This window comes from Pseudomonas sp. GM80, assembly GCF_000282515.1.
Taxonomy (GTDB): Bacteria; Pseudomonadota; Gammaproteobacteria; order Pseudomonadales; family Pseudomonadaceae; genus Aquipseudomonas.
Window position 1 is genome coordinate 21,990 of the sequence record NZ_AKJD01000015.1, and the last position, 26,711, is coordinate 48,700.

Sequence of the window (26,711 nt, forward strand, 5' to 3'; positions counted from 1 at the left end):
CTGTTTATCTGGCGCGACCGCGAGCACGATTGATCGCCAACAGACAGAGGCCTACGAGCGTTGCCGCACCTGCAACCAGTAATGCAGAGGGTTGCATCGGCTGACGCGGGCCGGTACTGCCGCGTCGTTGGGGCATATCCAGTTGCCGGGTTGAAAAGGTCGATTCGACAAGCGGCGGTAATGAGCTGACGCTTTGCGCCTGATACGGCAACTCCTCGATGCTCAGACGCAGACCATCGCTCAACTCCAGTGTCAGCGCGGTGATCGTGCCAACGATTCTGTCGGGGTAAACCGGTTCGCCGGCGGGATCGAGCTGGTCATACAAGAAATTCTGGCCTTCGAGCCAGCCGACGGCGGTCTGCAGTTCAGGGCCCAGGTAGTATTTTCCGTCGAGGAAAAAGCCGGGGAATTGAGGCGCGCGCTCTACGCTTTCAATGCAATAACGCTCACCCGGTTTCATACCGGTTGCAGGGGCAATCATGGTGAATTCCTCTGATGGTTTTGCGATAGAGAACAGAGATCACTCAGGGTTCCATGCAATGGAGGAAAGGTAGCTGTCGGCCTTGAGGCGTGCCATTCGTCCAGTGGCGGGCACTCGCGGTGGTGGAGAGTCTCTGACGTTCAAGCGCGGAATTTCCGTGCATCAGCAGGAGAGCCAGCATGGACATTGATGAGAAAGCGCCGGGCAACCAGTCTCAGCAGCAAGTCACGCGCACCACGGACAATGAGACCGGGCATGATCCGCGGCGCGATGAAGCTGAGGTGCCGCTGCCGGCGGACGACGAGGCGTCGGTCGATGAAGACATGAGCGACGTGGACGCGGCCAACTCGGTCGCAAGCGAACATCCGCAGTCGAGATAATTGCAAGGCAATAAAAAACCCGGCATTTACGCCGGGTTTTTATTGCCTGCTATCCCCGCACATTCGGTCAGAGCGACGCTTTCACCTGCAGACCAAACACCAACGCATTGTCGATGTCCTGCCCGGAGAACGCGCCCGGCTCGATGATGTATTGCATGTTCGGGCGCAGGGTCAGCCACGGGGTGGCTTGATAACCGTAGCCCAGCTCGATCAATTGCTCAGCGCTGTCCAGGTTCGGGAACGCGGTGCCATTGTTCAGCGCAGCGTCTTGCAGCACATCGCGGCTGCGCGGGTTCGGCACGGCACGGCCGTAGCCCAAGGCGACGGTGTCACGCGGGCGACCTTCGAATGGCTTATATAAAACCACGCCGGTGCCGTACCACTTGCTGAACGGCGAGGCCGCTTCGCTGGCCGCCGAGTATTGACCGAACGCGTGCAGGCTGCGGCCTTCCGACGACTCCGAACGCCACACGGCTTGATCGACCAGCAGGTAATGACCGCCGCGACCGGACACTTCTTTGCTGCTGCCAATGCGTTTTACGTCGGAGCTGTCGTAGTAGTAGCCGACCTTGTATTCGCCCGGCAGCTCACCGGCGTGCTTGTACACCAGCTCGATCGGCACCACGGTGCCGGTAGTGTGTTTCGGGCCAAGATGCCAGGCTCGGCTGGAGTTGCCGTTACTTTCCGGGTCGACGTTGAACGCCGCCACGCGCAGTTGCCACGACGGCGACAGGTCATATTTGACCCGCACACCCAAATGCGCGTTGGGATAGTTGGTCCAGCCGCTGCCGCCGGACATGTTCAGCGGGTGACCGCAGAAACCGGCGTTCATGAAGTTACAGAGAATGCCACTGTCGAGGCCGCCGAGGTCGTTGCCCATGGCCATGTAACCAAGCTTCACGTTGAGCGCCGGGGTGAACAGGTTGCGCTCGTAGCTCAATTCGGTCAGGCGCGTGTACAGGCCGCCGTAGTTTTCCTGGATCGGCAGACGGTTGCCGACGAGGTCTTCCGAGGCGCTGTTGCCGCGACGGTCGTTGATGGTCAACTGAACCTTGCCAGCGTTGTCGACGCCGTACAGTTTGCTCAGATCGAACTGCACGCCGAGCTTGATGTTCTGTGAGTAACGCGCCGAGCGATGCAGGCCGCCGTCAGCGTTATAGGCGGTTTCGCCGCTGTAGTCGCCGGTGAACTTGACGCCTTCTTCGTCCATCTGGTGACGCAAACCACCCCAGTCACCCGTGAGGGTGCTGCGGGTCAACAGATCGGAATCGTTGTCGGCCAGCGCGGGGAGGGCAGTGGTGCACGCGACGCCCAGCAACAGGCCTTTGAACAGGTCGGAACGGGAAAAACCAACAGCCGATAGCATGTAAATCTTCCTGCAGAAAACTTGAGCAATAGGGGAAAAGCAGCGCGGCACCCGAAGGTGCCGCGCTCAAAAAAAGCGTCCGCGTTTAACGTGGACGCTGGGGGGGTTACGGCAGAGCGTAAGCCATGACGTAGTCGCCACGATCGGTCGACTGACGCGCGCCGCCGGCGGTGATGACGATGTACTGTTTGCCGGTTTTCGGCGAAACGTAGGTCATCGGGCCGCCCTGGCTGCCAACCGGCAGACGCGATTTCCAGACTTCTTCACCGTTGCCGCTGTTGAACGCGCGCAGGTAGAAGTCCTGAGTGCCGGCGATGAAGATCAAACCACCTTGGGTCGACAGGGTGCCGCCGAGGGTTGGCAGACCGATCTTGATCGGCAAGTGCATGCGGATGCCCAGTGGACCGGTGTCTTCAACGGTGCCGACTGGAACCTGCCAGGCGACTTTCTGGGTCTTCATGTCGATCGCGGTCAGCGTGCCGAACGGCGGCGCCTGGCAAGGAATGCCGGCCACCGACAGGAAGCGGTTCTTGTTCACGGCGTACGGCGTGCCTTTCAGCGGAACGGCGCCCATACCAGTGTTCAGCGCTTCGCCACCGCCAGCCGCCTGGCCTTTGTTCTGCGACGGGATCATCTGAATCCACAGACCCAGGCGCATGTCGTTGACGAAGATGAAGCCGTGCACTGGGTCAGTCGAAATGCTGCCCCAGTTCATGCCGCCCAGCGAACCCGGGAAGCTCAGCGATTTGTCAGTGCCCGGCGCGGTGTACAGGCCGTCGTAGCGCATGCCTTTGAAGTCGATACGGCAGAGCAACTGATCGTACGGCGTGGCGCCCCACATGTCCGATTCGGTCAGGTGCTGAGCGCCGATTTCTGGCATGCCCACCGATTTCGGCTGGGTAGGGGAGTACGGTTCGTTCGGGATGTTCGCCGCTTTGACCGGGACTTCTTTAACGTCGGTCAGCGGTTTGCCGGTGGCACGGTCGAGCACGTAGATCTGCCCGGCCTTGGTGCCGATGACCACGGCCGGTACGGTTTTGCCGTCCTTGGTGAAGTCGATCAGGCTCGGCTGCATCGGCAGGTCGAAGTCCCAGAGGTCGTTGTGCACGGTCTGGAACACCCAGCGTTCTGCGCCCGTGGTCGCGTCCAAAGCAAGGATCGAAGCACCGTAGGTGTGATCCAGTTTGCTGCGTTCGACACCATAGATGTCGGTCGACGAACTGCCCATCGGCAGGAATACCGTGTTGGTCGCCGGGTCATAAGACATCGGCGCCCAGCTGTTCGGCGTGCTGCGCACGTAGGTGCTGCCGTCGGCCGGAGCCTTTTTATCCTGCGGATTGCCCGGGTCGAACGCCCAGCGCATGGCGCCAGTGATCACGTCGAAACCACGAATCACGCCGCCCGGCATGTCTGCTTGCACGTTGTCAGCCACGCGACCGCCAACCACCACGGTGGTGCCAGCCATCAATGGCGCGGAGGACAACTGATAGTAGCTGTCCGGCACATCACCCAGACCGGCCTTCAGATCCACTTGGCCGTTGTTGCCGAAACCCTGGCAGAACTCGCCGGTGTCCGCATCGACCGCGATCAGGCGCGCATCGATGGTGTTGGTCAGCAAACGACGCTGGCAATTGGCAGCCGGCGCAGGTTTGGCTTCGATGATGCTCGAGTTGGACGGCTGAGCAATGGCGGCGGTGGCGTCGAAATACGCCATGCCACGGCAGCGCTGCCAGACTTTCGACTGTGCGTTGATCGAGTTCTTCCACAGTTCTTTGCCGGTGTCGGCATCGAGCGCGATCAGGTTGTTGTGCGGGGTGCAGATAAAGACTTTGTTGCCGATTTGCAGCGGGGTCAGTTGGTCTTCGGCGCCGTTGCCATCGCTCTCGGCGACGTCACCGGTGTGGTAGGTCCACGCGACTTTCAGCTTGTCGACGTTGTTGCGATTGATCTGGTCCAGCGCGGCGAAGCGGCTGCCACCTTCGGTATTACCGTAGTGCGCCCAGTCTTTTTGCGCCTTGTCCGGCTCGACCGGAGTCAGGCCCGGGCCGGTGCCGGTTGCGGCAACGGTCGGGTGAGCGACGAACATATTGCCGGCCGCCACAACCACGCCAACCGCCAGCACCGCCGCCACGGCATAAGCGCCGCGGCCCGCGACGCCACCGTTGGCACGCTTGAGCAGCGGATAGACCAGCGCCACGACCAGGCCGATCACGCTGAACATGAACAGGCGCGAGAACACCGGCCAGAACACCAGGCCAGCATCGCTCACTGCCCAGATCGCGGTGCCCACCAGGAACGCGGCGAACAACCACGCACCGGCCGGCTTGAAACGCGCGATCAACAGACCGGCAACGGCCATGACCAGGCCACCCAGCAGGAAGTACCACGAACCTCCCAGGCTGACCAACTTCACGCCGCCCGCAGCCAGCGCCAAGCCGAGCAGGGCGATGACGACGCCCAGCCCGACCAGAATGAATTTTGATATGCCCGAGAGGCTTTGACTCTGCTTCACGTTGAGTGTCCCGTTGAAATGAGGCGCGCATTATATAGTTAGGTAACTACCTAGTTAAATCACAAATTTCAACGTGAAGCGTAGTTCGCGCTTTTGACTCGCGCCTGAGGTGGCTCAAATGTTGAAAAGTCTGTCGAAATGCGCACAAAAATCGCTGTTCTGTAAGATTTATTGTGATTTTTGACAGATATAGACTGTCGCGCCTTCAGGCTTAAATCATTTGCGCCGGGTTGTAAATGCGACGAATAAGCGCCCAATAGCCCGATACAGAGAGGTCAGCAGACGCATCGAGCTATATGGATATGCTTTTTTAATCTTGGAATTCGCGGTGTTTTACCGCTCAACTGGCGCCTTTTTGATAGGTGGCTATTTATGTCCGAGCGATGTGATGTGCTGGTTTTAGGCTTGGGCGCGATGGGCGCTGCCACGGTTTATCAGTTGGCGAAAGCGGGGGTTAACGTCGTCGGTATCGATCGCCATCACCCGCCGCATAACCTCGGTTCCAGCCACGGTGATACGCGCATCACCCGACTTTCGGTGGGAGAGGGTGCGCAATATGTGCCGATCGTGCGCAATTCTCATCGCATCTGGCGTGAGCTGGAGGCATTGTCGGGCGAGTCGCTGTTCGAGCAATCCGGGTTGCTGGTGTTAACGTCGAGCAGCGAGTTCGATCCTGAAGATCAGACCGACTTCACCTTGCGCACCATCGGTCTGGCGCAAACCTACGGCATCGAGCACGAAGTCTTGTCCGCCAAACAGATTCGCCAGCGCTTCCCGCAATTCGCCCACGCGCACGACTCGGCCATCGGTTATTTCGAGCCGGGTGGCGGCTTCGTGCGCCCGGAGCGCTGCATCGATGTGCAGCTCAAACTCGCCGAGCAACACGGGGCGACGCTGTATAAAGGCGAGACCGTCACCGGCATCACTTCGAACGAGGAGGGTGTCACCGTCACCACCGACCGCCGCACCCTGTTTGCCAACAAACTGGTGATCAGCGCGGGCAACTGGAACGGCGAATGGCTCGGTGAGCCTTATGAAAATCTGCTGAGTGTCTACCGGCAAAAACTGTTCTGGTTCGAACTGGAGGAGGACGCCGGACTGGTGGGCCACTCGCCGACGTTCATCCTCACCCACGGCCGTGGTGACGACAACATCAATTACGGATTTCCCGCCTTATCCGGCGAAGGCAGTATGAAAATCGCCACCGCGCAGTACCACACCGCATCGGCGCCGCAGGCCATCGACCGCACGGTTTCAGCAACCGAAGCGCAGGACATGTACGAGCACCAGGTACACAACCGCATCGCCGGCGTGACTTCGACAGTCGTCAAATCCGCCGTCTGCGCCTACACCGTGACACCGGATCGCCATTTCATCATCGACGAACATCCGTCGCTGCAGCACACCCTGTTCGTCTCGGCCTGCTCCGGACATGGCTTCAAACATTCCGCAGCACTCGGTGAGGCGTTCGCGCAATGGTGCATGCGCGGCTCGACCGACCTGGATCTGTCCTCTTTCTCCCTCAAACGATTCGAAGGAACACTATCGTGAAACGCGTCGCGCTCTCCGTTGCACTGCTGGTCGCCGCCATGGGCAATGCCTACGCCGAAACCCTGAAAATCGCCGTGGTGCCTGTGCCCCATGCCGAGATTCTGGAGTTCTTGAAGCCTGAACTGGCCAAAGACGGGGTGACGCTGGAGGTCAAAGTCTTCTCTGATTACATTCAGCCGGATCGGCAGACCGATGAAGGCTTGCTCGACGCCAACTACTTCCAAAGCAAGCCATACTACGAGGCCTACAAAAAAGACCGCCCGAGCAGCGATCAAGTGCCTGTCGTCGCCGTACACATCGAACCGTTCGGCGCCTATTCGAAGAAGATCAAAAACATCAGTGAACTCAAAGATGGCGCGACCATTGCCATTCCCAACGACCCGACCAACTCCGGTCGAGCGCTGCTGCTGATCGCCAAGCAAGGCCTGATCACACTCAAAGATCCTGACAACATCATGGCTACGCGCCTGGACATCGTCAGCAATCCCAAGCACTTGAAGTTCCAGGAACTGGAAGCGGCCATGCTGCCGCGGGTGTTGAATCAGGTTGATTTGGCCCTGATCAACGCCAACTACGCCCTGGAAGCCAAACTGGTGCCGCACAAAGACGCACTGTTCATCGAAAGCTCGGAATCGCCGTACGCCAATTACCTGTACGTGCGTCGCGACAAGGCCAACGACCCGGCGGTGCAGAAGCTGGGTGCACTGCTCAATTCGCCGCAGGTGAAGCAGTTCATTCTTGAGCGTTATCACGGTGATGTGGTGCCGGCGTTCTGATTGACTTGGGAGCCGTCAGTAGATCTGACGGTTCTCAGCTCCCTCAAGCGTTCTCTTCAATCCTGCGCACGTCCCCCAACGAATCACGCTGCATCGACTGCAGGTTTTTCTCGATGGTTTCGCACAGCGCTTCCATCTGAATCTGATGCTCGCTGTGGCGAAACGGGCTTTGCAGATCGGTGCCGATGCGCTCGATGGCCAGCAGCATGAAACCGACCACGGTGGAGGCCAGCGGTGTGAACCAGCCAAGAGACTCCACCAGCCCTACCGGTACGATCAGGCAGAACAGCGAAATAAACAGGCGCGGGAAATACACATAAGGGTAGGGCAGCGGCGTATTGGCAATGCGCTCCATGCCGCCCTGGCTGTTGGACAAATCCACCAGTGTCGATTCCAGCCGCGCCAGACGAATGCTGTCCAGACGCCCGGCGTTGTATTCCCGGGCAAGCAGCGCGGCCGAGCCGGTGAGGATGTCGTTGGCAAAGTTATTGGTGGTGCCACTGCGGGCGAATTCGTCAGCGGGAATGAACGCCCGGACCTCTTCAGGGCAAGGCTGGCCTTGCAGATGCGCGGCGAGGCAATTGACATAGGCGACGTGGCGGCGCAGCAGGGTCGACTTGACCGGGTTCACCTCACTGCCAGGGTCATCCAGTAACGTCAGCACCTGCCGGGCGAAGCTGCGCGAATTGTTGATCATCGAGCCCCACAGCGTCCGCGCTTCCCACCAGCGGTTGTACGCGCTGCTGTTACGAAAACTGATCAGCACGATCAATGCCGAACCCAACAATGTCAGAGGCATCAGCGGCAAATTCAGCTTGGCGTTGAGGAACAGCATGAAGTCCACGGTGACGGCAATGTCCCAGAGCAACAGCCAGAACAAGGCCCAGCCGACATAGCCCAGGGTCTTGATGATCAAACGGTATTTTTTGACGATGGCAGCTTTCAAACGGAAACCTCGTGGCGAGCGGGAAGCATTGATGCCTTAGCTCGGACGGCGTTTCCGTGGGAAAGGTTCGCTGATCGCTTTACACAATGTGTCCGAGACGCTGAGCGATCTGCGTGACGTCAGTCAACCATCACCTCATCCAGCGCCTGCTCAAGCGTACTGACCGTGCGTTCGATATTGTGCAGTTTTTCCAGCCCGAACAGCCCGATACGGAAGGTCTGGAAGTCGGCCGGCTCGTCGCATTGCAACGGCACGCCGGCGGCGATCTGTAGACCATGGCTGGCAAATTTCTTGCCGTTTTTGATATCGGCATCGTCGGTGTAGCTCACCACGACGCCCGGCGCCTGAAAGCCTTCCGCGGCGACGCTTTTGAAGCCTTTGCCGGTCAACAGGATGCGCACCCGATCGCCCAGCGCCTGTTGCTCGTCGCGAATCTTGTCGAAACCGTAGGCTTGCGTCTCTTTCATCACCTCGTTGAAGCGTGCAAGGGAATCGCTCGGCATCGTCGCATGGTAGGCATGTCCGCCTTGTTCATAGGCCTGCATGATCTGCAGCCACTTTTTCAGGTCACAGGCAAAGCTGCTGCTTTGGGTGTGCTCGATACGCTCCAGCGCTAAAGCACGGAACATCACCAGCGCGCAGCAAGGCGATGCGCTCCAGCCTTTTTGCGGTGCGCTGATCAGCAGGTCGACGGCGCATTTGTGCATATCAACCCACAGCGTGCCCGAGGCGATGCAGTCCAGCACGAACAGACCACCCACCGCATGCACGGCGTCGCCGACGGCCCGCAGGTAGTCGTCGGGCAGGATGATCCCGGATGAGGTTTCAACGTGAGGGGCGAAGACGATTTTCGGCTTTTGCGTCGCGATCGCTGCCAGCACTTCGTCCAGCGGCGGCGGGGCGTACGCGGCCTGATGACCGCTTTCTACCGGCCGGGCTTTCAGCACCGTGGTGGCCGCCGGGATATTGCCCATCTCGAGGATCTGGCTCCAGCGATAACTGAACCAGCCGTTGCGTATAACCAGGCATTGCTGGCCGGTCGCGAACTGGCGCGCCACCGCCTCCATGCCGAAGGTGCCGCTGCCCGGCACCACCGCAACCGCCTCGGCGTTGTAGACCTGCTTGAGGGTCTTGGAGATGTTCTTCATCACCGCTTGAAAGGACTGCGACATGTGGTTCAGCGAGCGGTCGGTGTAGACCACGGAGTACTCGACCAACCCCTCGGGATCGATACTGGGATAGAGCTTTGACATGGCGTAACTCCTTTGGCAGAGATGTCAGTGGGTTCGACCCTGCCTCAAGCCATGGCAAATGACAAGTTGGCCGGATTGAATGGCGGCTTCGGTCAAGCGGCATTGAAAAGGTCGGGTGAACATCATTGGGACGCAAGTGTAGGCAAAGGGCAGGGATGAGCTGATGCAATTGCGCAAATGCGGTTAGAGTGCTCGCCATAGTCTTGATCGTTGTGTGAAGAATGAATCCCTCGCTGTTTATTTCTCTGGATGGCCCCAAAGGCACCGGCAAAACCACACTGTTGGAGGCCGTTACCGCAGCACTGAGAGCGGACAAGCAGAAAGTCATTCGGCTCTGCGAGAGAAAAAGCGATCCCTTCAGGGCTGAAACCATGGCCCTCGTTAACCAACTCGCCAGAAATCCTTCCGCGGAACTCGAGTGGGCTGTGTGTCAGCGTTTTGCCGATAGCCGAAGCTGGATCTCCCGACACGTGCTGCCTGAACAACCGCCGAACAGCATCATCCTGATTGATCGTTGGTATCCGTCGGATGCCGCCTTTCGCCACACCGTGCCGTTTGCAGAGATTCTTCAATTGAACATGGAGCGAGCCGTGCGAGTGCCGGATCTGCATGTCGGGGTCGTCACTGCACCGGATATTTCATGGGCGAGGGCAACAGCACGATCGCGCGGGCTGGGCGGCACGGTGATTCAGAAGCACGCCGAGCATGTTGCGTGTACCGAGATGTTCGAGCAGGCGGTTGCGGATCAGGGCTGGGTGTTGTGCCGTAATGAAGGGACAGTCGAAGAGGCGACGATGCAGGTGGTCAGCGAGATTTATAGAGTGCTTCGGTGATTATCGAGGTGCAAAAGGACATCCATCCGGGCCATTGCCCATCATTTCATTGCTGGGCTTGACTACATTAAGTGATAAGGCTCCGTTTTATTTGGCTGAGCCTGTCCCGCACTTCGCGGTGTGGTCGTTCTTGTTTATGGTGCTGGTAGTTGCTGTCGAGCGAATTAATATGAATGCCGTCGTCGCAGAGAATGAAGAACTCATAAATAGTCGCCATAGGAATCGAATCGGGGGAGGGTGAGGCGAAGCCAGTGCTCAGTCACACTGGATGCATGAACAGTTAGTTGCTAGAATCCTGGCAATATTCCATATTTATTTATGCCAAGGATGATGATGAGCACCGGCTCTCTTCAAATCAATTTAGGTCTTTTTGAACCTACTCTTTTAGCTCTGTACGTTCTTGCAGCCATCTTGCTCATCGCTCTCTACCGCAAGACCGATGCTCAATGGTGGACGCCGTTTGTGCACGGCATCTTTTTTGCCATCGTGACCATCATCGCCGGCGCCTGCGGCGTTTCTGACAAGTACACGAATCCGGCTCTCTTCATCACGCTCTGTACCGTCGTGGGCTACTACGTTTTCAGCATCAGTGCCTATGTTTTCAATGTGGTGCGCAGATCGATGCGCATGAACCGACTCTGGTCTGCGATCCCGAGAGACCAGCGTCGCAGAAAACCGCACTGGCCATGGACGCCTTTCAATGAAGCCTGGTACGACACTGCGCACTCAACCCTGGGCGAAATGCTTCAAAACGCTCAGATCACAGAGGGGCTGGCGCTCCTTGAGGAGCTTACCGAAGAGCACCTGATCACGCTTTCAAGGAAGCGAATCCAGTGTGCCTACAAAGACGAGTACGAGATCCTGCGAGACGGCGATTGGCCAAAGCACGCAAAGTACTTCATCAAGGCAGTCGCTATTCCAGCGATGGAGGCGCATGGGCTCACTGTGCATCCTCCGCTTAAAGCCATGCTCGAATTGATGAATGACATCGTCCCGGCCACCGCGTCACTCGATGACCAAACAACAGAAACTCAGCTTCACGAGCACAGCACCGGCTCTGACTATGAGATGCATGTGGCGCGGATCCTGGAAGAGGCCGACTGGCAGGCGAAGATGACACCGGTCACCGGGGATCATGGTGCAGACATCATTGCTATCAAAGGCTCCTTTCAGGCGGCTATCCAGTGCAAGTATTACTCCCAACCTGTTGGTAACGGCAGCGTCCAGGAGGCTTACTCTGCAAAAGGCTTTTACCGCTGTGATGTGGGCGCCGTAGTCTCTAACGCGTCCTTCACGAAAGCCGCTCGAACAGCCGCTACCAGCCTGAATGTGCCACTTCTTCACCATGACGACCTCGTTGAAACCCTTGAGAAGCTGCGAATGCACGCGTTGACCTGAGCTCGTCTCGGGCGCGTCAAGATTGCATAGGCGCGAGGTGTTTCTTGGTGAGTTGGCGCAGGTGGCTTTGGGTTGCGCTCAAAGCTTAGTTTTCCGACAGGACTGGAGGGGTAACGCGAGGGGCTGATTTTCCACTATACGGGGTTTTGTGCACAAACCGACCGGGGGTTAGTGGATTGGACACTGAAAGCTAGATGCCGTCAGCCATAGGACATGATTTAACATAATATACATTACACGTAACAAGATATTACAGATCTAGCCCAGTCACACACTGGAATTGAATCTCCAGCATTACCTCCAAGCACCTTTAACCTCGCCGATTCCCATCCTTGAAATCTCCGCCTCTCAATCATCCTCACGCGTCAGCATTTCTATCAGCACTCGATGCTGTGGAAACCGCGTCGACAGTTTCCGCCGATCACCAATCTCCATGTCCGCAAAATCGAATCCAGGTGAAACCGCTTCACTGATCAATCCAAATCCGTTCGAACCGCTCAGCAAGCGTGAAGCTTTCCAGATCCCGCCTGGTACGTGTAATTGCAATTGCTGACCGCTCAAAACTTCGCTACCCATCACCGGGGTTTGCAGTGAACCGTCAGCATGAATGAGGCTGTACTCAATGGCGTCGCCCAAATGGAAATAATGCAGAATGTCGGATTGGTTGAAATGGAACTGGCCCACCGGCGAATCTTCGGTCAGCAGATAGTAAATCGAGGTCATCAGGTATCGAGGACCACCCGTGGTTTCGAGCATTTCTCTACGATCAGCCTGATAGGTTCTGCGAAAATAGCCGCCTTCGACGTGAGGCTCCAGATCCAGCGCTTTGATGACGTCCTGTGCAGGGTTTGGGCATGAAATCATGACCTTCTCCGTAAGAATTGGCGGTTTTTTACTTTAGCTCTACTAAACGGTCATTTAGTAGAGCTAAGTATTGACTCTAGTCGATGCCCTCCTCCAAAGGCACCTTCAGCGCGCCCTGATGCTATGCCGGGCGGTAATCACCGAACCCACGTGAACGCCTGAAATGTCCCCGCTCATCACTTTTCCTGCACGGGCCATTTCCCAGGCATCGCGGGCCTCGTCCAGGTCACGGTTGAGTGTTTCCGGTGTCTTGAACGTGGTGTACAGAGTGATCAACGTGAGCAGGCTCAGATAGCAAGCGATCGGCAGCCATGCATTGATCCCCGCGCTGGCATCGCCGTCATGGCTCGCCACTACCAGAGCGATGATGCCAGCCCCGATCATCGGCGCAATGCCCCCGGCGATGACCGCGGACACTTCCCGAGCGATCGATACCCCCATATAACGGTGACGCGAGCCAAAGAGTTCAGGCATCAACGCAGCCTGGGTGCCGAACATGCCCCAGGTCCCGATGCCCAGCGCGATGGAGATCGCAATGATGCTCGCCACGACATGGCCAAGACTCAGCACCCACCACACCGGAAATGCCAGGGCCAGTTGTAGCACTGCGAAAGCCCGGTAGACCACGACACGACCAAACCGGTCGCTGAGCTTTCCGGCGATTGGCACGGTCATCGCGCCGAGGCAGGCTGCACAGATCAGGGTCAAGACGCCCACCGGCCCTTGCAAACCCACGACGCCGACGATGTAGCTCACCGCCAAAGCCTGGTATATCGATGACCCACCGTTCTCTCCAAGGCGCAGCCCGATACCGAGCAACAACGTCGGTCTGGAGTGTTCCATCGCACTTTTCAATGGGTTGTCGCAGACACGCTTGAGCGCCTTGAGACGCACGAACGTCGGTGATTCCTGAAGCGACATGCGCATGTACAAGGCCAATGCCACGATGACCACGCTGCTGAAAAACGGCACGCGCCAAAGCCCGCTCGCGATGACGTTGTCATTGCCGCTGACCACCAGGAAATACACCAGCGCCGCGAGGATGGTGCCCAACTGAATACCGAGGAATGGCAACGCCGCGTAGAAACCGCGCCGCCCCTCGGGAGCGTATTCGGTCATCATCACTGCCGCACCGGCCTGCTCCGCCCCGGCACCCAGCCCCTGCAAAAGGCGCAGGACGACTAACAATACTGGTGCCAGATAACCGATCTGATGGAAGGTAGGCAGTGCGCCAATCAGGGTGCTGGAAATACCCATCAACAGCACCGTCGACGTCAGCACGAACTTGCGCCCTACCCGATCACCCAGCATGCCGAACAGTACGCCGCCCAAGGGGCGTACCGCAAAGCCCAGAAAGTAGGTGCCGAAACTGGCGATCAGGCTCATGGCACGGCTCTGCTCGGGGAAGAACAGCGGCCCGAAGATCAGCGCCGAGGCCAAGGTATAAAGTGCGAAGTCGTAGTATTCAAGAGCGCTGCCCAAAGAGCAGGCCCAGGCGGCGCGATGCAGGTCTTTCTTTTGTTCGCGCGCATCGGGGATCAAAGCAACGTCGGATGGTGAGTGATCATGAGCCATCGTGTTACCTCCAGGTGCCTTTCTGGCATCTTGTTATTGACCGGTAGTGGGATTGCTTACAATTTCAGGCGCTGTATTTCCTTGAGCATGGCCTGCTCCATGATGTCGATGGGCGCGTCTCTGCCGGTGTACAGCTCGATCTGCCGACAAGCCTGATGCACCAACATGCGAGTGCCGGCGACGGTGCGGCAACCCAGCGTTTTGGCTTGCAACAGCAGCGCGGTCTGCACCGGCATGAAAGCCACATCCATCACAATCAAGTGGCTGGCCAGAACGCCGTCCAGTGGATTGCTCTCGGGCTGTTTGAAACCTACGGAGGTGGCGTTGATGACGATGTCGAACGACGTCGCCGCAAATGCTCCGACGTTGCCGCCCCACCGGGCGCCGAGATCCTCGGCCAGGGCGGCACCACGTTCGATGCTGCGGTTGAATACCGTGACTTCCGCCGCTGCTTGCAGGCAACCGTAAACCACCGCGCGAGCTGCTCCGCCGGCACCGATCACAGCGATACGCTTACCACTCAGCTCGGTGACTTCTTGCAGGGCGCGCACGGCTCCCAGGTAGTCGGTGTTGTAACCGGTCAACACGCCCTCGACGTTGTTGATGGTGTTGACCGCACCAATCACTTGGGCCGATTCGTCGATCTTGTCCAGACAAGACATGACTGCAGTTTTGTACGGCATCGAAACGTTCATGCCGCGCACGCCCAGCGCGCGAATGGCCGCCACGGCCGCAACCGGATCTTCAACGCCGAAACAGACAAAGGTGTAGTCCAGGCCCAATGCGGCGTAAGCGGCGTTGTGGATTTTTGCCGAAAGCGAAAACGGCGACCCCATGATGGATCCACACAAGGTTGGCAGGGATTGAGGCATGTTGGTGTCCTTCACGAGAGTTAGACGACGCTGGTCAAGCCACCATCGACGAAAAGGGTCTGGCCGTTGACGAAGTCGGAGGCTGACGAAGCGAGAAACACCGCCGCACCGCACAGTTCCTCGACATTGCCCCAGCGTCCGGCAGGCGTTCGTTGCATCAGCCAGTCGGAAAAAGCCGAGTCATCGACCAGCGCCTGGTTCAGTTCGGTTCGGAAATAGCCAGGGGCCAAGGCATTGATCTGCAGGCCATGCCTGGCCCAGTCGGCGCACATGCCACGAGTGAGCATGCGCACGGCCCCTTTGCTGGCGGCATACGGTGCGATAGAGGCGCGAGCCAGTTCGCTTTGTACCGAGCCGATGTTGATGATCTTGCCGCGCCGGCGAGCAATCATGTGTCGGGCCACGGCCTTGGACACGTTGAAGACGCCATCGAGATTGGTGCTCATGAGTCGATGCCAGTCTTGCGCACTCACGTCTTCAAGCGCCTGACGATGTTGCAAACCGGCGTTGTTGATCAGAATGTCGATCGGGCCTGAGCGGTGTTCCAGCGCATCGATCGCGGTTGCAACGGCCTGGTGGTCGGTCACGTCGAACAATGAATATTCCGCGTCCAGCCCCTCATCCCGTAACAACGCGCAGGCACTTTGTGCGCGTTGGGCATCGCGACCATTAATCACCACCTGAGCGCCCGCCTGTGCCAACCCGCGCGCCAGGGCCAGTCCAATACCTCGCACCGAGCCGGTGATCAGCGCCCGACGCTGATTCAGGCGAAAGTTGTCGATCATCTGTGCCTCCCCTTCTTGGTTTTATGCATAGGGCAACGACCCCACTTTCGACCGCTTCCGCCCCGGCGTGCCAATCGTTTATGGTGATGCCGTAATCACCGATCGTGATCACCAGAAACACCGTACGGATCAGGAGGATCAATGGAACTCAAGCATTTGCGGGCATTTGCAGCCTTGGCTGAGGAACTGCACTTTGGTCGTGCGGCAGCGCGTCTGCACATTGTCCAGCCGGCGTTGAGTGCGCAGATACGCGCACTGGAAGACGATGTAGGCGCGCTGTTGTTCGAACGTGATCGTCACGGCGTCGAGTTGACCGAAGAAGGTGCGCTGTTTCTCCCCGAGGCCTTGGCAACCCTGCGTCAGGCCGCTCGGGCCCGTGAAGTGTTGCAACAGGCTGCAGCCGGAGAAGCCGGGGTGCTGCGTCTGGCATTTGTGTCGTCGACGCTGGCGCACTTGTTGCCAACGCTTGTGCGTACGCTGGAGCAGCGCTACCCGCGCATCGAGCTGGAACTCAAGGACATGCCCTCGCTGCCGCAGACCCGGGCTTTGCTGGACAACGCCCTGGATTTCGGTCTGGTGCGCTTACCCTTGAATGTGCCTGGCGTACACACCCGTTTGCTCTTCGAGGAGTCGCTGGTGGTGGCGCTGCCGCAAGACCACGCACTTTGCAGCCAGGCTCGTATAAAACCTCAGGATCTGGCCGGGTCTGCGGTATTGGTGCTCGCGCGCAAATTCGCGCCCGGTTTATACGACCAAATGCTGGCGGGTTTTCATCGCCGCAAAGTGACGTTGACCATCGCCCGGGAAATGGGTGAGTTCACTACACAATTGGCGTTGGTCGCTGCGGGGCTGGGCGTCGGTATTTTGCCAGGTGGCGCCGCTTCAGCGCTGCCAGTCGGCGTGGTGACCCGGCCACTGGCGCTGCCCATGAGCGGCGCGGGCATCGGTGTGGCCTGGCTCGGACTGGAAAACCCTCGTAAACGGGCATTGATGACAGTGCTGGACGAACTCTATCCAGCGTAAGAAATACATCCAATGTTCCGGCAACTGATGTTTGATCCCTTCAGTGAGTGAGTTTCAGACGCTAAGGGCAGCATCATCAGCGTCAACTCGTCACCGCACGGAACGGGAATGACTCAAGGTAGCGTTCGCTGATCGCACGACATCAAGTGCCGCCCCTCCTTCACTGGCCAATTGTTTGGCAGGCTATGCACACCGGTGCAGTCACCGTGATTCAAGCGGTTTTTGCAGCCAGATTTCGCTGTCTAGTCAACATGAAACATGGGGTACGCCTTGATCGATAAAACGTTTGAATCCATCGCTGCCGCACTTGATGGGATAGCCGATGGCTCGACCATCATGGTCGGTGGTTTTGGTACCGCCGGCATGCCATCCGAACTTGTGGATGGTGTGATCGCCTCGGGCGCCCGCGAGCTGACCATCATCAGCAACAATGCCGGCAATGGTGAAATCGGTCTCGCCGCCTTGCTCAAGGCTGGGCGGGTTGCCAAGGTCATCTGTTCGTTTCCGCGCCAATCCGATTCCTACGTATTCGACGAACTCTACCTGGCCGGAAAGGTACAGCTTGAAGTCGTTCCGCAGGGCAACCTGGCGGAACGCATCCGCGCCGCCGGTTCAGGCATCGGTGCGTTTTATTCGCCAACAGGCTATGGAACGCTACTGGCTGAAGGCAAGGAGACCCGGGTGATCGACGGTCGCAACTACGTGCTGGAAATGCCGTTGCACGCCGATGTGGCATTGATCAAAGCAGAAAAAGGTGATCGCTGGGGCAACCTTACCTATCGCAAGGCCGCGCGCAATTTCGGACCGATCATGGCCATGGCGGCGACAACGGCCATCGCTCAGGTCAACCAGATCGTCGAGTTGGGCGAGCTAGACCCCGAGCACATTGTCACACCGGGGATTTTCGTTCAGCGCGTGGTCGCTGTGCCGTTCGCCCGTCTTCCGAAAGCCAACGTCAACTGAGGCCCGCCATGACTGTTATGAACAAACTCTCGCGTAGCGAAATGGCCCAGCGTGTGGCCGACGATATTCTTGAAGGCTCTTACGTGAACCTCGGCATTGGCGTGCCGACGCTGGTGGCCAATTATCTGGGTGACAAGGAAGTGTTCCTGCACAGCGAAAACGGTGTGTTGGGCATGGGCCCGAGTCCGGCGCCGGGCGAGGAAGACGATGATCTGATCAATGCCGGCAAGCAACACGTAACACTGCTGGCCGGGGGTGCCTACTTTCATCACGCCGACTCCTTTTCAATGATGCGTGGTGGACACATCGATATCGCCGTTCTGGGTGCTTTTCAGGTCTCGGTCAACGGTGACCTGGCCAACTGGCACACCGGTGCTGAAGGTTCCATCCCGGCCGTGGGCGGCGCCATGGACCTCGCGACTGGCGCACGCCAAGTGTTCGTCATGATGGATCACCTGACCAAGACAGGCGAAAGCAAGTTGGTGCCGCAATGCACCTACCCGCTGACCGGCATTGGCTGTGTGACGAGGATTTATACTGACTTGGCCATCCTCGACGTCACGCCTGAGGGCTTGCAGGTCAGGGAGATTCTGGCTGATATCAGCTTTGAAGATCTGCAATCGCTCAGTGGTGTGCCGCTGATCCAGTGACGGGGTTCGTCGGTTCGCTCCCCCCTGCGCCGGACGACATTGCGTACGTCCGGCGATGGATTCTGACGCTTGAGTTTCAAAACCGCAGGGCCAGCGCTGGCGGTCGAGGCTGATCAGAGTGCTCAGGCGAGAAAGTCTTCCACCAGTTTTACCCAGCAATCGGCGCCCAGTCGGATCAGCTCATCATTGAAGTCGTAGTGCGGGTTGTGCACGGAGCAGCCGTGAAACTCGCCCTCACCATTGCCCAGCAAGAAATAGCACCCCGGCACTTCTGCGAGCATCCAGGCGAAGTCTTCGGTACCCATGACCTTTGGTCCTCGGCTTTGCAGGTGGCCAGGTTCAAAAAGTGGTTCAAGGCTTTCGCGCACTCTTTGTGTTTCGGTGGCGTCGTTGATCAGTGCCGGGGCCAGCGGAGTGAATTCCAGGTCAATGCTCACGCCGAATGATTGCTCGTGACCGCGGATGATCTGCTCGAGTCGCCGATTGATCTTTTGCTGAGTCTGCGGAGTATCGGTACGCACGCTGATCAGCATGCGCGCCTCATCAGGAATGATGTTGTAGACACTCCCGGCCTGGAGCATGCCGATGCTGATCACCGCGTATTCTTCCGGGCCGAGGTTGCGCGATTTGATGGTCTGGATCGCGTTGATAAGGCTGGCCACCACGGGTAGTGGATCAACCGACTTCTCTGGCATGGCGCCGTGTCCACCTTGGCCGGTGATGAGCAGTGACACACGTTCCGAGGACGCCATGGTCGGCCCTGCCTGAACCACGGCCGTGCCCAAGGGGTAACCGGGCATGTTATGCAGCGCGAAAATCGCATCGCAGGGAAACCGTTGGAACAGGCCGTCATCGATCATCGCCTTGGCCCCACACAAGCCCTCCTCGTCCGGTTGGAAAATCAGATTCAGGGTGCCGTTGAATTCGCCGTGGGTTGCCAGACGATAAGCCGCCGCGAGCAGGATTGCGGTGTGCCCGTCATGCCCGCAGGCGTGCATGCGATCGGCAATCTGGCTGGCATGCGCAAAGGTGTTTTTTTCTTGCATGGGCAGCGCGTCCATGTCGGCGCGCAGACCGATACGGCGTGGGCCCTCGCCTCTTTTCAGGACACCGACCAGGCCATGCCCGCCGATACCGCGATGCACCTGATAGCCCCATTGCGTCAGTTTGGCGGCGACCAGTTCAGCGGTGTTCGGGGTTTCGCCGCCCAACTCAGGCGCAGCATGAATTTGTCGGCGCAAGGCGATGAAGCTTTGCAGTTCGGTTTCGCTTAACGCTGATTTATTTTGTTGGTTGCGCATGGGTCAGTCTCGTCCAATGTTTTCCGGGAACAGTTTCAGGCAGCACAGGCTGATCACCCCGCCGACAAGCAGGTAGAACGCCGGAGCCGTGGGTGTGTCGAGTGCCGAGGTTAGCCATGTGGCGATCAACGGCGAGAAACCGCCGAACAAGGTGACGCCGAAGCTGTAACTCACCGAGGTGCCGAGCGCGCGGTGGGGCTTGGCGAAGGCTTCCATGATCATCGCGAAAAACGCCCCCGAGCCCACGCAACCTGGCAGGACCAGCAGTGCAACGATCAGCATCGCGATGTACAAGTCAGTGGTATGCGACAACAGCCAAAGTGCGGGCCATGCTGCGATAACCGGTAAGGTCATCGTCCAGACCAACAGTTTTTTGCGCAGACCGTGGCGGTCGGCGTAACGCCCTGCAATTGGAGTGATGATCGCCAGGCACGCGGCTGCAACGCAGGCAATCGCCAAGGCGCTGCGCTGCGGATAATGCAGCGCGCTCACCAGATACGCCGGCATATAGAAAATGAACAAATACATGCCGATGGTGGCGCTCGCCATCAGGCCGGTGGCGAGTGCGGTGTTGCGCAGATCAATGACCTCGCGCCAGCCGGGTTTGCGCACGGTTGAAGGGGCGGCGCTGATCGTGGTCTGTTCAAGGGTTTCCGGCAGGCAGCGGCGGATGTACCAGCCGACAGGGCCAATCAGCAAACCGATGACAAAAGGAATACGCCAACCCCATGCTTCCAGGTCGGGCGCGGTCATGACACTGCTCAGAAGAAGTCCGATGCCAGCCCCGACCAGCGCCGCGTAACCCTGACTCGCAGCTTGCCAACTTACATTGCTGCACCGATGGTTCGTCGCCGACGATTCCATCATCAACACCGAGGCGGTGCCGATTTCGCCGCCAGCGGAAAAACCTTGAGTCAGCCGGCCGATAACCAGCAGAGCAGTGCCCAATACCCCGGCTTGCTGATAAGTGGGGGCGAATGCGATCAGCGCTGTACCTAGAGTCATCAGTGCGATGGTCAGCGTTAGCGCGGCCTTGCGCCCTTTCCTGTCGGCGAAACGGCCAATCACCATTGCTCCGACCGGACGCATCAGAAAGCCCACTCCGAACGCCGTCAACGACATCAGCAATGAGGCGATCGGCGACTGGGCGGGGAAAAAGTTCTTGGCGATGATCACGGCAAAAAAGCTGTAGATCGTGAAGTCGTACATTTCCAGGGCATTGCCCAGGGCGCACGCTACAGTGGCTTTTCTTGAGTTGGATGTGGCCGGATTGGAACGCATCGTTCCGTCGGCCAGGGAAGTGTCCGAATGCAGGGTCGTCATGGCACGCTCCGATTTCTTATTGGCGTTATGCGAGACCAACTATCGGGGAACTCCGAAGACGAATCACTTGCGCTTTTTGCAGGCAATTAACCACTGGTTAACTTGCTTGCGTCACGTCCTTTGAATGCGCCCTACAACGGTGCCGCGCGAGGGCTTGAAGGCGGGTATCGCACCAATGGCTTCCATTCTCCAGACTCATGCAGTCGCCGAATCGAGGTGATCGGGCTTGTTTTTGTGATCTTTGCGCACGCTTGTCGCCCTCAATGCACCGGTCATTCGCCAGCAAATTAACCATTAGGCATAGCCATGCAAAATTGACCATTTCCGCCGGTTTTTATTTTCGTGGAGGCTGCGATCCATCAGCCATCACGTCTACGGAGCGTCTGAAATGGTTATGTCCGCCGCGCGCAATTGTTCATTGACCGCTTTGCTCTTGGGGCTCGGGCTACCGACGTGCAGCCAGGCTGAGGGATTTCCTGCGATCGCCCGAGTAGCGCCGGGATTTGGCTATTACAACGTCGATAAGGGCTACACCGACAAGCTCAATGTCTACGGCACGCTCGATGCGTTTGTGAATTACCAGGACTCGGGCCATCACTCCGGAAGCAAACTTGCGGGCGGTGGCGCCTGGACCAATAAGCTCGGGCTTTACATGCGCAAGGCCCTCAACCCGGACACGGTGCTGGAGTTCGATGTCGAGGAAGGTTTCAACCTCAATGGCCAAGCGCTCGACGAGCACTGGAAGCAGGTCGGCACGCTACGGTTGGCAGTGGCGGCGCTGCGTTCGCGGGAGTACGGCAAGCTGGAATTCGGTAAAACCTATGGCATGGGCACGCCGACGTTTGCTGATCCGTTCCTGGCCACCTACGGTTCGCCCTATACCTACCTGACCAGCCCGCCGGCCGGGCGTGGTGCCTATTATCTGGATATGCGCCCCAAGCACACCCTCGCCTACACCACGCCCAAATTCGCCGGTTTCAGCGTGGCCACCGCCGTCAGCCTGGGCTTGAACGATACCGCCAGCTCCGGCAAAACCGTGCGCGGCAAAGGCATGAGTGTTCAGTACAGCAATGCGCGATGGATATTGCTGGGTTCATTCAATGATTACTTGAGCGATCCATGGGACGACGGCGACCGTCAGCGGCAGACCCACAACTACTTCAAAAGTGCTTCGGCGTTTTATGACTTCGGGCCGCTGTCTGCCAATGTCACCTGGCAGCGCCAGGACGTCGACTACCACGCCACACCGAGCATGAGCGCATGGACGTTGGGCCTTTCCGCGCCCGTCGGCAAAGCCGATGTGGCGCGCATGGCACTGGTCAAGCGCGACATCGAATTCGGCGACAAGGACGCCACCGGGATCATGCTCGGCTACGACCATTTCCTGAAAAAGAACTGGGCCATCTACGGTCGGCTCGCCCTGATCGATAACCGCCCCGAATCCGCCATCAGCTATGCGGGAATCCCCCTCGAGCAAAGCGGCGACGCCCCCAGCAACCTGGCCGTCGGCATGTACTATCACTTCTAGTAAGTCGGCTCTGCCGAAGACTCAGCGGCCAATTTGGATTTGAGACCGCTGAACAGATCTCTCGCCGGCGACGTCAGCGAATGGCGGTCAACGCATACCAGATAAATCGGGTACTCCGGGTTGACCTCTTCGACTTCGACGAGGACCAGTTCCGGTACCCGTCCCGGCGGCAGTGCACTGCCCAGCGCCAGATTGCTCAGGGTCATGAACGCATCGGCATTCTCGACCAGGCGCAAGGCCAGAAACAACGAGGCGCACTCGATGACCTTCTGCGGCGGATGAATATCGTTGACCTCGAACATTTGGTAGAACTGTGAGGATCGGTCGTCTACCTCGTCCAGGCTGATCCAGTTGGCGTACTGCAATTGCCGCAACGAGGGCGAATGCCGCATCGGGTTGTTCGGACTGCATACCACCGTGCCCTTGATCCGGTGCAGGGCTTCCCAATCGAGATTCAGACGTTGAGTGTTTTGTTGAGACGTCAGGGCAAAGTCCAGCGTCCCGTCGCGCAAACGCTGGACGATATGGCTGGGGCGCAGCTCGATCAGCTTGATCCGCACGCGAGGGTTCTTGGCCTGATAGTCACTGATGCATTTCTCAAAACCCGGCAGCATGGCGGTCAGTGAAGTGACGCCGACAGCCACCTCGCCCACGGCCATGTCGTGAATATTGTCGGCCTCGATTTGCAGGCGCCGCATGCTCTCGACCGCCATGTGCGCATGCCGGATGATCCGCCGGCCTTCGTCAGTCAACGACATGCCTTTATAGGAACGCTGCAGCAGGGTCAGGCCCAATTCGCGCTCCAGATCCTTGATGGAACGGCTCAGCGCAGGCTGGGTGACATGCAACATCTGCGAGGCTTCATTGATGCTGCCGCACTGGTTGATCGCGACCAAGGCTCTGATTTGATGGAATTTCACGGTGTGCGACTCGCTTTTTATTTGGCGCCAACCATAAAGCAAGATGCCGGCCAGTTACCACTCTGTCGCTGAGCGCAGCTCGCCAGGCTGATGCGGATCCGCTTTAGGTTGAACCTCTGTTGCTGACGTGGACTCCCAAACCTGAATTCAGGAGAAACGTATGACCCAGACAGCTTTGGTCGTGGGCGCCAGCGGCATCGTCGGCAGCGCCATCACCCAGTTACTCATCGACAACCAGTGGCAGGTCGCCGCGCTCTCGAGGCACCCGTCGCCAGTGCAAGGCGTGATTCCTGTCGCGGCAGACCTTCAGGATCCTGCTTCGCTGGCACGGGCGCTGGCGGGTTTGAAACCCACTCATGTGTTCATTACCACATGGTCACGGCAAGCCACGGAGGCCGAGAACATTCGTGTCAATGCCGCCATGGTTCGCAATGTCCTCGACGCCATTCGTCCAGCCAAGAGTGTCAAGCACGTAGCACTCGTGACGGGCCTGAAACACTACCTCGGCCCATTCGAAGCTTATGGTAAGGGCAGCCTTCCGCAGACACCGTTTCGCGAAGACCAGGGGCGACTGGATGTCGAGAATTTCTACTATGCCCAAGAAGACGAACTCTTCGCCGCGGCTGCAAAGGACGGTTTCACCTGGAGCGTTCATCGCCCGCATACCGTCACCGGGGTTGCTGTAGGCAATGCGATGAACATGGCAACCACCCTCGCCGTCTATGCCTCGATTTGCAAACAGACCCATCGCCCTTTCGTGTTTCCAGGATCAAAAGTGCAGTGGGACAGCCTTACCGATATGACGGACGCCCGGCAGTTGGCGAACCAACAACTGTGGGCGGCCACCACGCCGGCTGCGGCCAATCAGGCATTCAACGTCACGAATGGCGATGTATTTCGTTGGAAATGGATGTGGAGCCGAATTGCCGACTACTTCGACTTGCCTGCTGCCGATTATCCCGCTTCACTTTCGCCGCTCGAGAAGCAGATGGATAACGACCAGGCCGCATGGACGCAAATGGTTGCGGAATACGGTTTGAAAGAATCCGATATTGGTCGCCTGGTGTCCCCATGGCACACCGATGCAGATCTCGGCCGCCCCATCGAAGTAGTCACGGATATGTCGAAAAGCCGTGCAATGGGCTTCACTGCGTATCAAGCAAGCGATCAGGCATTTTTCGACGTGTTCGACAAACTACGCGAGATGCGCTTGATACCCTAGGTTCTGCCAGTAACGCTGTCTGATTTTTCCATCGAACCCACCGTGCTACTCCCATCACGATAATTTCACATTGGCGGGTGTACGGTTGTGACAGCTCCTTAAGTGTTTCCCGACCCGTGCCCCCATCGCGGGTCTTTTTTTGTGCCGAATAAAGAGATCAGTGTCTTTATGTGATGTGCTCCGCACTATGGCTTGAACGTGCCGAGTCATCGCTGATACAGCGACCTCCGTGTGCCAATCAGTAAGCGTGCTGTCACCCCGTCAGCGTGGATCCTGCTGAGTATCCATCACCGCATTATCCGTCTCCTCCCGCACACGCTCAGGGTCTAGCCCGACGTCGTCATCAAGCGGACGCTCACCCTCGTTATCCGGCAGTTCGTCAATCCCCTCCTCCTTCATCGGGTCAACCTCAGTGCGCCCCGGGCTCAATGGATCGGGTGACGTGGGCATTGGGTCGTCCTCACCCATACCGCCTTGAAGCTTAGGATCGTGATTCATAGACACCTCTCAGTACCCTCAATGGTGGGGGCATGTACCTTTGAGAGGGTTGGTATTTCGAGTGTTCGATTTATTGGCTTACCGACCGTCGCCAGCCTGCCATTTCAGCCTTTCAGTCATCTCGATGGAACGTTGCGCAAGCCCCCATCCTCTATCGCAACACCACCGAATCTGAGGACTTCATCATGAAGTATCTGGAGAAGCGGCCTTTGAAGATCGGAGGTGAGGAATGCATCCAGTAACACCTGACGGTCGTTACTTCGTTGTCAAAGGGCAGCTGTGGCGCTGTTCAAATCCATCATTGCAAGAGGACGTGCGCCAGCGTCTCGTCGATGCACTCATGGCAGCTCGACGGGAGGTGAAGAAAGCAAAGGATGCGGAAGACGAATCGCAGATGAAGCGCGCTCGGGAAAACGTACAACTGGCCAAAGTAGCGCTTGGTGAGCGGGGCCCTGTTTGGTGGGTTGATGGCAGTCCTGATTTCAATCGATTCCGGGTCACTAACTCGCCTTATGCTGAATGGTTCAGGTTGCTTCATGCGTCTGATTAACCCTTGGCTCAAGGCGGAAGCAAGGCGATGGAAACCGCAGTGGCATTCATGCGCTGCGCTTTCTCCGCTTCGATATCTGCGAAAGACGGAACGACTCAGAGCATATGTTTTCGAAAAATTGAGCGCCTCGAATTTCAAGGGGCGAGGAGAAATCTTATGACTGAAAAAAGCTCCGTTTCATCAAAAAAAAGCAAAGCACTGAAAGATTCTGCTCTCGTCTCGGACGTGTCAGAAACAGGCTTAACAGATGACGAACGAGTGGTCAGGGAAGATGAGTTCCTTGGCGACGAACCACGTGTGGAACCCGGCCCAGCCGACTTGGAAAGACTCAAGGATTAACGTCAGCGTCCTTGGTATTCGGTGCGACCGATATTTCGAATACGCGACAGCTGCTACCTGAAATTTGCTTGATGGAGGTGTCTCGTATGCGCCAGCAAACCTCATTCATTTTTGATCTGGATGGCACGTTGACTGATAGCGTCTACCAGAATGTTTTCGCGTGGAAAACCGCGCTCGACTCAGAAGACATACCGTTGGCCATGTGGCGAATTCACAGAAAGATTGGTATGAGCGGCGGGCTGATGCTCAAGATGCTAGCCCGTGAGACCGGCCTGGAAATCAAACCAGACCAGGCTAAAAGGCTCAGCGATAAACATGATAAAGCCTACAAGGATCTGCAGGGTCAGATAAGCGCTCTGCCTGGCGCTGTCGAGCTTCTCGATACTCTGAACCGCGATCAGTTCAAGTGGTGTATTGCGACCAGCGGTGGCATGGACACTGCGGCGATAAATCTGAAGGCATTGGGCTTGAATATCTCGGAGGTGAATCTCATCACCCGTGATGACGTCGAGTATGGCAAGCCCGATCCAGACCTTTTCCTCGCCGCTGCAAGCAAACTCAATGTACCCATCGAAGATTGCCTGGTGATCGGTGACGCCATCTGGGACATGCTTGCCGCACGACGCTGCAAGGCCACCGGTATAGGGCTGCTTTCAGGTGGTTATGACACAGGAGAGCTTGAACGTGCAGGTGCACTCCGAGTCTACGAGGATCCTCTGGCACTGCTGCAGCACCTGGACGAGGTGGCTTCCCGTCCGTGAGCCTTCTGTAGACACTCATTCAAATGCCCCCTGCCAACGTA

General features: G+C 58.0%; 26 protein-coding genes. 13 read left to right on the forward strand and 13 right to left on the reverse strand.

What is annotated here, in order from left to right; translation table 11 throughout:
• Positions 1–4: 4 nt before the first annotated feature.
• Positions 5–481 (reverse strand): hypothetical protein, encoded by a 477-nt coding sequence (locus PMI37_RS01735; protein ID WP_008077423.1) that lies wholly within the window; start codon positions 479–481, stop codon positions 5–7.
• A 179-nt stretch (positions 482–660) separates the two neighbouring features.
• On the opposite strand from PMI37_RS01735, the gene PMI37_RS01740 reads away from it, so the two are divergent.
• Positions 661–861 (forward strand): hypothetical protein, encoded by a 201-nt coding sequence (locus tag PMI37_RS01740; protein ID WP_008077425.1) that lies wholly within the window; start codon positions 661–663, stop codon positions 859–861.
• A 67-nt stretch (positions 862–928) separates the two neighbouring features.
• Here the strand turns inward: PMI37_RS01740 and PMI37_RS01745 are convergent, their stop codons facing one another.
• Together PMI37_RS01745 and PMI37_RS01750 are read right to left on the reverse strand one after the other, a co-directional pair.
• Positions 929–2,227, reverse strand: coding sequence for a carbohydrate porin (locus PMI37_RS01745; RefSeq protein ID WP_008077427.1), 1,299 nt, complete (start codon positions 2,225–2,227; stop codon positions 929–931).
• A gap of 106 nt (positions 2,228–2,333) precedes the next feature.
• Positions 2,334–4,739, reverse strand: a complete 2,406-nt coding sequence (locus tag PMI37_RS01750) for a glucose/quinate/shikimate family membrane-bound PQQ-dependent dehydrogenase (protein WP_008077428.1) — start codon at positions 4,737–4,739, stop codon at positions 2,334–2,336.
• 372 nt (positions 4,740–5,111) lie between these two features.
• Between PMI37_RS01750 and solA the strand changes: the two genes are divergently transcribed.
• Both solA and PMI37_RS01760 read left to right on the forward strand, forming a co-directional pair.
• Positions 5,112–6,290, forward strand: coding sequence for an N-methyl-L-tryptophan oxidase (solA, locus tag PMI37_RS01755; RefSeq protein ID WP_008077430.1), 1,179 nt, complete (start codon positions 5,112–5,114; stop codon positions 6,288–6,290).
• Positions 6,287–7,066, forward strand: a complete 780-nt coding sequence (locus PMI37_RS01760; protein ID WP_008077432.1) for a MetQ/NlpA family ABC transporter substrate-binding protein — start codon at positions 6,287–6,289, stop codon at positions 7,064–7,066. The genes solA and PMI37_RS01760 overlap by 4 nt, the downstream gene beginning before the upstream one ends.
• Positions 7,067–7,109: 43 nt before the next feature.
• Here the strand turns inward: PMI37_RS01760 and PMI37_RS01765 are convergent, their stop codons facing one another.
• Entirely contained in the window at positions 7,110–8,012 is a 903-nt protein-coding gene (locus PMI37_RS01765) for a bestrophin family protein (protein WP_008077434.1), read from the reverse strand.
• Between the two features lie 119 nt (positions 8,013–8,131).
• Positions 8,132–9,265, reverse strand: coding sequence for an aminotransferase class V-fold PLP-dependent enzyme (locus tag PMI37_RS01770; protein ID WP_008077435.1), 1,134 nt, complete (start codon positions 9,263–9,265; stop codon positions 8,132–8,134).
• A 221-nt stretch (positions 9,266–9,486) separates the two neighbouring features.
• On the opposite strand from PMI37_RS01770, the gene PMI37_RS01775 reads away from it, so the two are divergent.
• Together PMI37_RS01775 and PMI37_RS30875 are read left to right on the forward strand one after the other, a co-directional pair.
• The gene (locus PMI37_RS01775) at positions 9,487–10,098 is read left to right on the forward strand and encodes a dTMP kinase (protein ID WP_008077436.1); all 612 of its coding nucleotides are present in this window, start codon (positions 9,487–9,489) and stop codon (positions 10,096–10,098) included.
• Positions 10,099–10,431: 333 nt separating this feature from the next.
• The gene (locus PMI37_RS30875; protein WP_008077437.1) at positions 10,432–11,496 is read left to right on the forward strand and encodes a restriction endonuclease; all 1,065 of its coding nucleotides are present in this window, start codon (positions 10,432–10,434) and stop codon (positions 11,494–11,496) included.
• A gap of 348 nt (positions 11,497–11,844) precedes the next feature.
• On the opposite strand, the gene PMI37_RS01785 is transcribed toward PMI37_RS30875, so the two are convergent.
• The 4 genes from PMI37_RS01785 to PMI37_RS01800 all read right to left on the reverse strand — a co-directional run bounded on the left by PMI37_RS01785 (position 11,845) and on the right by PMI37_RS01800 (position 15,592).
• Positions 11,845–12,360, reverse strand: coding sequence for a cupin domain-containing protein (locus PMI37_RS01785; protein ID WP_008077438.1), 516 nt, complete (start codon positions 12,358–12,360; stop codon positions 11,845–11,847).
• Between the two features lie 105 nt (positions 12,361–12,465).
• Positions 12,466–13,935: an MFS transporter gene (locus PMI37_RS01790; protein ID WP_008077439.1), complete on the reverse strand. Its 1,470-nt coding sequence runs from the start codon at positions 13,933–13,935 to the stop codon at positions 12,466–12,468.
• A 56-nt stretch (positions 13,936–13,991) separates the two neighbouring features.
• Positions 13,992–14,807 carry a shikimate dehydrogenase gene (aroE, locus tag PMI37_RS01795; protein WP_008077440.1) on the reverse strand — a complete coding sequence of 272 codons (816 nt, stop codon included), beginning with the start codon at positions 14,805–14,807 and terminating at the stop codon, positions 13,992–13,994.
• Positions 14,808–14,827: 20 nt separating this feature from the next.
• Positions 14,828–15,592, reverse strand: a complete 765-nt coding sequence (locus PMI37_RS01800; RefSeq protein WP_008077441.1) for an SDR family oxidoreductase — start codon at positions 15,590–15,592, stop codon at positions 14,828–14,830.
• Positions 15,593–15,733: 141 nt separating this feature from the next.
• Here PMI37_RS01800 and PMI37_RS01805 point away from each other — a divergent pair, with 141 nt between their 5' ends.
• The 3 genes from PMI37_RS01805 to PMI37_RS01815 all read left to right on the forward strand — a co-directional run bounded on the left by PMI37_RS01805 (position 15,734) and on the right by PMI37_RS01815 (position 18,228).
• On the forward strand, positions 15,734–16,615 hold the full coding sequence (locus tag PMI37_RS01805; protein ID WP_008077442.1) for a LysR substrate-binding domain-containing protein: 882 nt from the start codon (positions 15,734–15,736) through the stop codon (positions 16,613–16,615).
• 270 nt (positions 16,616–16,885) lie between these two features.
• Positions 16,886–17,578: a 3-oxoacid CoA-transferase subunit A gene (locus PMI37_RS01810; protein ID WP_045122934.1), complete on the forward strand. Its 693-nt coding sequence runs from the start codon at positions 16,886–16,888 to the stop codon at positions 17,576–17,578.
• An 8-nt stretch (positions 17,579–17,586) separates the two neighbouring features.
• Positions 17,587–18,228, forward strand: coding sequence for a 3-oxoacid CoA-transferase subunit B (locus PMI37_RS01815; RefSeq protein WP_008077444.1), 642 nt, complete (start codon positions 17,587–17,589; stop codon positions 18,226–18,228).
• A gap of 122 nt (positions 18,229–18,350) precedes the next feature.
• On the opposite strand, the gene PMI37_RS01820 is transcribed toward PMI37_RS01815, so the two are convergent.
• Complete coding sequence (locus tag PMI37_RS01820; protein ID WP_008077445.1) at positions 18,351–19,529, reverse strand: M20 aminoacylase family protein; 1,179 nt, start codon at positions 19,527–19,529, stop codon at positions 18,351–18,353.
• 3 nt (positions 19,530–19,532) lie between these two features.
• On the reverse strand, positions 19,533–20,852 hold the full coding sequence (locus PMI37_RS01825) for an MFS transporter (protein WP_008077446.1): 1,320 nt from the start codon (positions 20,850–20,852) through the stop codon (positions 19,533–19,535).
• Positions 20,853–21,240: 388 nt separating this feature from the next.
• On the opposite strand from PMI37_RS01825, the gene PMI37_RS01830 reads away from it, so the two are divergent.
• Complete coding sequence (locus tag PMI37_RS01830) at positions 21,241–22,380, forward strand: porin (RefSeq protein ID WP_008077448.1); 1,140 nt, start codon at positions 21,241–21,243, stop codon at positions 22,378–22,380.
• On the opposite strand, the gene PMI37_RS01835 is transcribed toward PMI37_RS01830, so the two are convergent.
• Positions 22,377–23,300, reverse strand: coding sequence for a LysR family transcriptional regulator (locus PMI37_RS01835; RefSeq protein WP_008077449.1), 924 nt, complete (start codon positions 23,298–23,300; stop codon positions 22,377–22,379). The two genes, PMI37_RS01830 and PMI37_RS01835, sit on opposite strands and share 4 nt — an antisense overlap.
• A 160-nt stretch (positions 23,301–23,460) precedes the next feature.
• Between PMI37_RS01835 and PMI37_RS01840 the strand changes: the two genes are divergently transcribed.
• Positions 23,461–24,522 (forward strand): SDR family oxidoreductase, encoded by a 1,062-nt coding sequence (locus tag PMI37_RS01840; protein WP_008077452.1) that lies wholly within the window; start codon positions 23,461–23,463, stop codon positions 24,520–24,522.
• A 261-nt stretch (positions 24,523–24,783) separates the two neighbouring features.
• Here PMI37_RS01840 and PMI37_RS01845 read toward each other — a convergent pair whose 3' ends face one another.
• Positions 24,784–25,020 (reverse strand): hypothetical protein, encoded by a 237-nt coding sequence (locus PMI37_RS01845; RefSeq protein ID WP_007917634.1) that lies wholly within the window; start codon positions 25,018–25,020, stop codon positions 24,784–24,786.
• 229 nt (positions 25,021–25,249) lie between these two features.
• On the opposite strand from PMI37_RS01845, the gene PMI37_RS31070 reads away from it, so the two are divergent.
• From PMI37_RS31070 to PMI37_RS01860, 3 genes are all read left to right on the forward strand, one after another.
• Positions 25,250–25,570 (forward strand): hypothetical protein, encoded by a 321-nt coding sequence (locus PMI37_RS31070; protein WP_008077454.1) that lies wholly within the window; start codon positions 25,250–25,252, stop codon positions 25,568–25,570.
• Positions 25,571–25,726: 156 nt separating this feature from the next.
• Positions 25,727–25,909, forward strand: a complete 183-nt coding sequence (locus PMI37_RS01855; RefSeq protein WP_007917639.1) for a hypothetical protein — start codon at positions 25,727–25,729, stop codon at positions 25,907–25,909.
• Positions 25,910–25,995: 86 nt separating this feature from the next.
• Positions 25,996–26,670, forward strand: a complete 675-nt coding sequence (locus PMI37_RS01860; RefSeq protein WP_008077457.1) for an HAD family hydrolase — start codon at positions 25,996–25,998, stop codon at positions 26,668–26,670.
• Positions 26,671–26,711 lie beyond the last annotated feature (41 nt).

Bases quoted from the DNA above. Each gene is read 5' to 3' on its own strand.
- PMI37_RS01735 (WP_008077423.1), bottom strand. From the start codon at position 481: ATGATTGCCCCTGCAACCGGTATGAAACCGGGTGAGCGTTATTGCATT.
- PMI37_RS01740 (WP_008077425.1), top strand. From the start codon at position 661: ATGGACATTGATGAGAAAGCGCCGGGCAACCAGTCTCAGCAGCAAGTC.
- PMI37_RS01745 (WP_008077427.1), bottom strand. From the start codon at position 2,227: ATGCTATCGGCTGTTGGTTTTTCCCGTTCCGACCTGTTCAAAGGCCTG.
- solA (WP_008077430.1), top strand. From the start codon at position 5,112: ATGTCCGAGCGATGTGATGTGCTGGTTTTAGGCTTGGGCGCGATGGGC.
- PMI37_RS01770 (WP_008077435.1), bottom strand. From the start codon at position 9,265: ATGTCAAAGCTCTATCCCAGTATCGATCCCGAGGGGTTGGTCGAGTAC.
- PMI37_RS01775 (WP_008077436.1), top strand. From the start codon at position 9,487: ATGAATCCCTCGCTGTTTATTTCTCTGGATGGCCCCAAAGGCACCGGC.
- PMI37_RS30875 (WP_008077437.1), top strand. From the start codon at position 10,432: ATGAGCACCGGCTCTCTTCAAATCAATTTAGGTCTTTTTGAACCTACT.
- PMI37_RS01785 (WP_008077438.1), bottom strand. From the start codon at position 12,360: ATGATTTCATGCCCAAACCCTGCACAGGACGTCATCAAAGCGCTGGAT.
- PMI37_RS01790 (WP_008077439.1), bottom strand. From the start codon at position 13,935: ATGGCTCATGATCACTCACCATCCGACGTTGCTTTGATCCCCGATGCG.
- aroE (WP_008077440.1), bottom strand. From the start codon at position 14,807: ATGCCTCAATCCCTGCCAACCTTGTGTGGATCCATCATGGGGTCGCCG.
- PMI37_RS01800 (WP_008077441.1), bottom strand. From the start codon at position 15,592: ATGATCGACAACTTTCGCCTGAATCAGCGTCGGGCGCTGATCACCGGC.
- PMI37_RS01805 (WP_008077442.1), top strand. From the start codon at position 15,734: ATGGAACTCAAGCATTTGCGGGCATTTGCAGCCTTGGCTGAGGAACTG.
- PMI37_RS01815 (WP_008077444.1), top strand. From the start codon at position 17,587: ATGACTGTTATGAACAAACTCTCGCGTAGCGAAATGGCCCAGCGTGTG.
- PMI37_RS01820 (WP_008077445.1), bottom strand. From the start codon at position 19,529: ATGCGCAACCAACAAAATAAATCAGCGTTAAGCGAAACCGAACTGCAA.
- PMI37_RS01825 (WP_008077446.1), bottom strand. From the start codon at position 20,852: ATGACGACCCTGCATTCGGACACTTCCCTGGCCGACGGAACGATGCGT.
- PMI37_RS01830 (WP_008077448.1), top strand. From the start codon at position 21,241: ATGGTTATGTCCGCCGCGCGCAATTGTTCATTGACCGCTTTGCTCTTG.
- PMI37_RS01840 (WP_008077452.1), top strand. From the start codon at position 23,461: ATGACCCAGACAGCTTTGGTCGTGGGCGCCAGCGGCATCGTCGGCAGC.
- PMI37_RS01845 (WP_007917634.1), bottom strand. From the start codon at position 25,020: ATGAATCACGATCCTAAGCTTCAAGGCGGTATGGGTGAGGACGACCCA.
- PMI37_RS31070 (WP_008077454.1), top strand. From the start codon at position 25,250: ATGCATCCAGTAACACCTGACGGTCGTTACTTCGTTGTCAAAGGGCAG.
- PMI37_RS01855 (WP_007917639.1), top strand. From the start codon at position 25,727: ATGACTGAAAAAAGCTCCGTTTCATCAAAAAAAAGCAAAGCACTGAAA.
- PMI37_RS01860 (WP_008077457.1), top strand. From the start codon at position 25,996: ATGCGCCAGCAAACCTCATTCATTTTTGATCTGGATGGCACGTTGACT.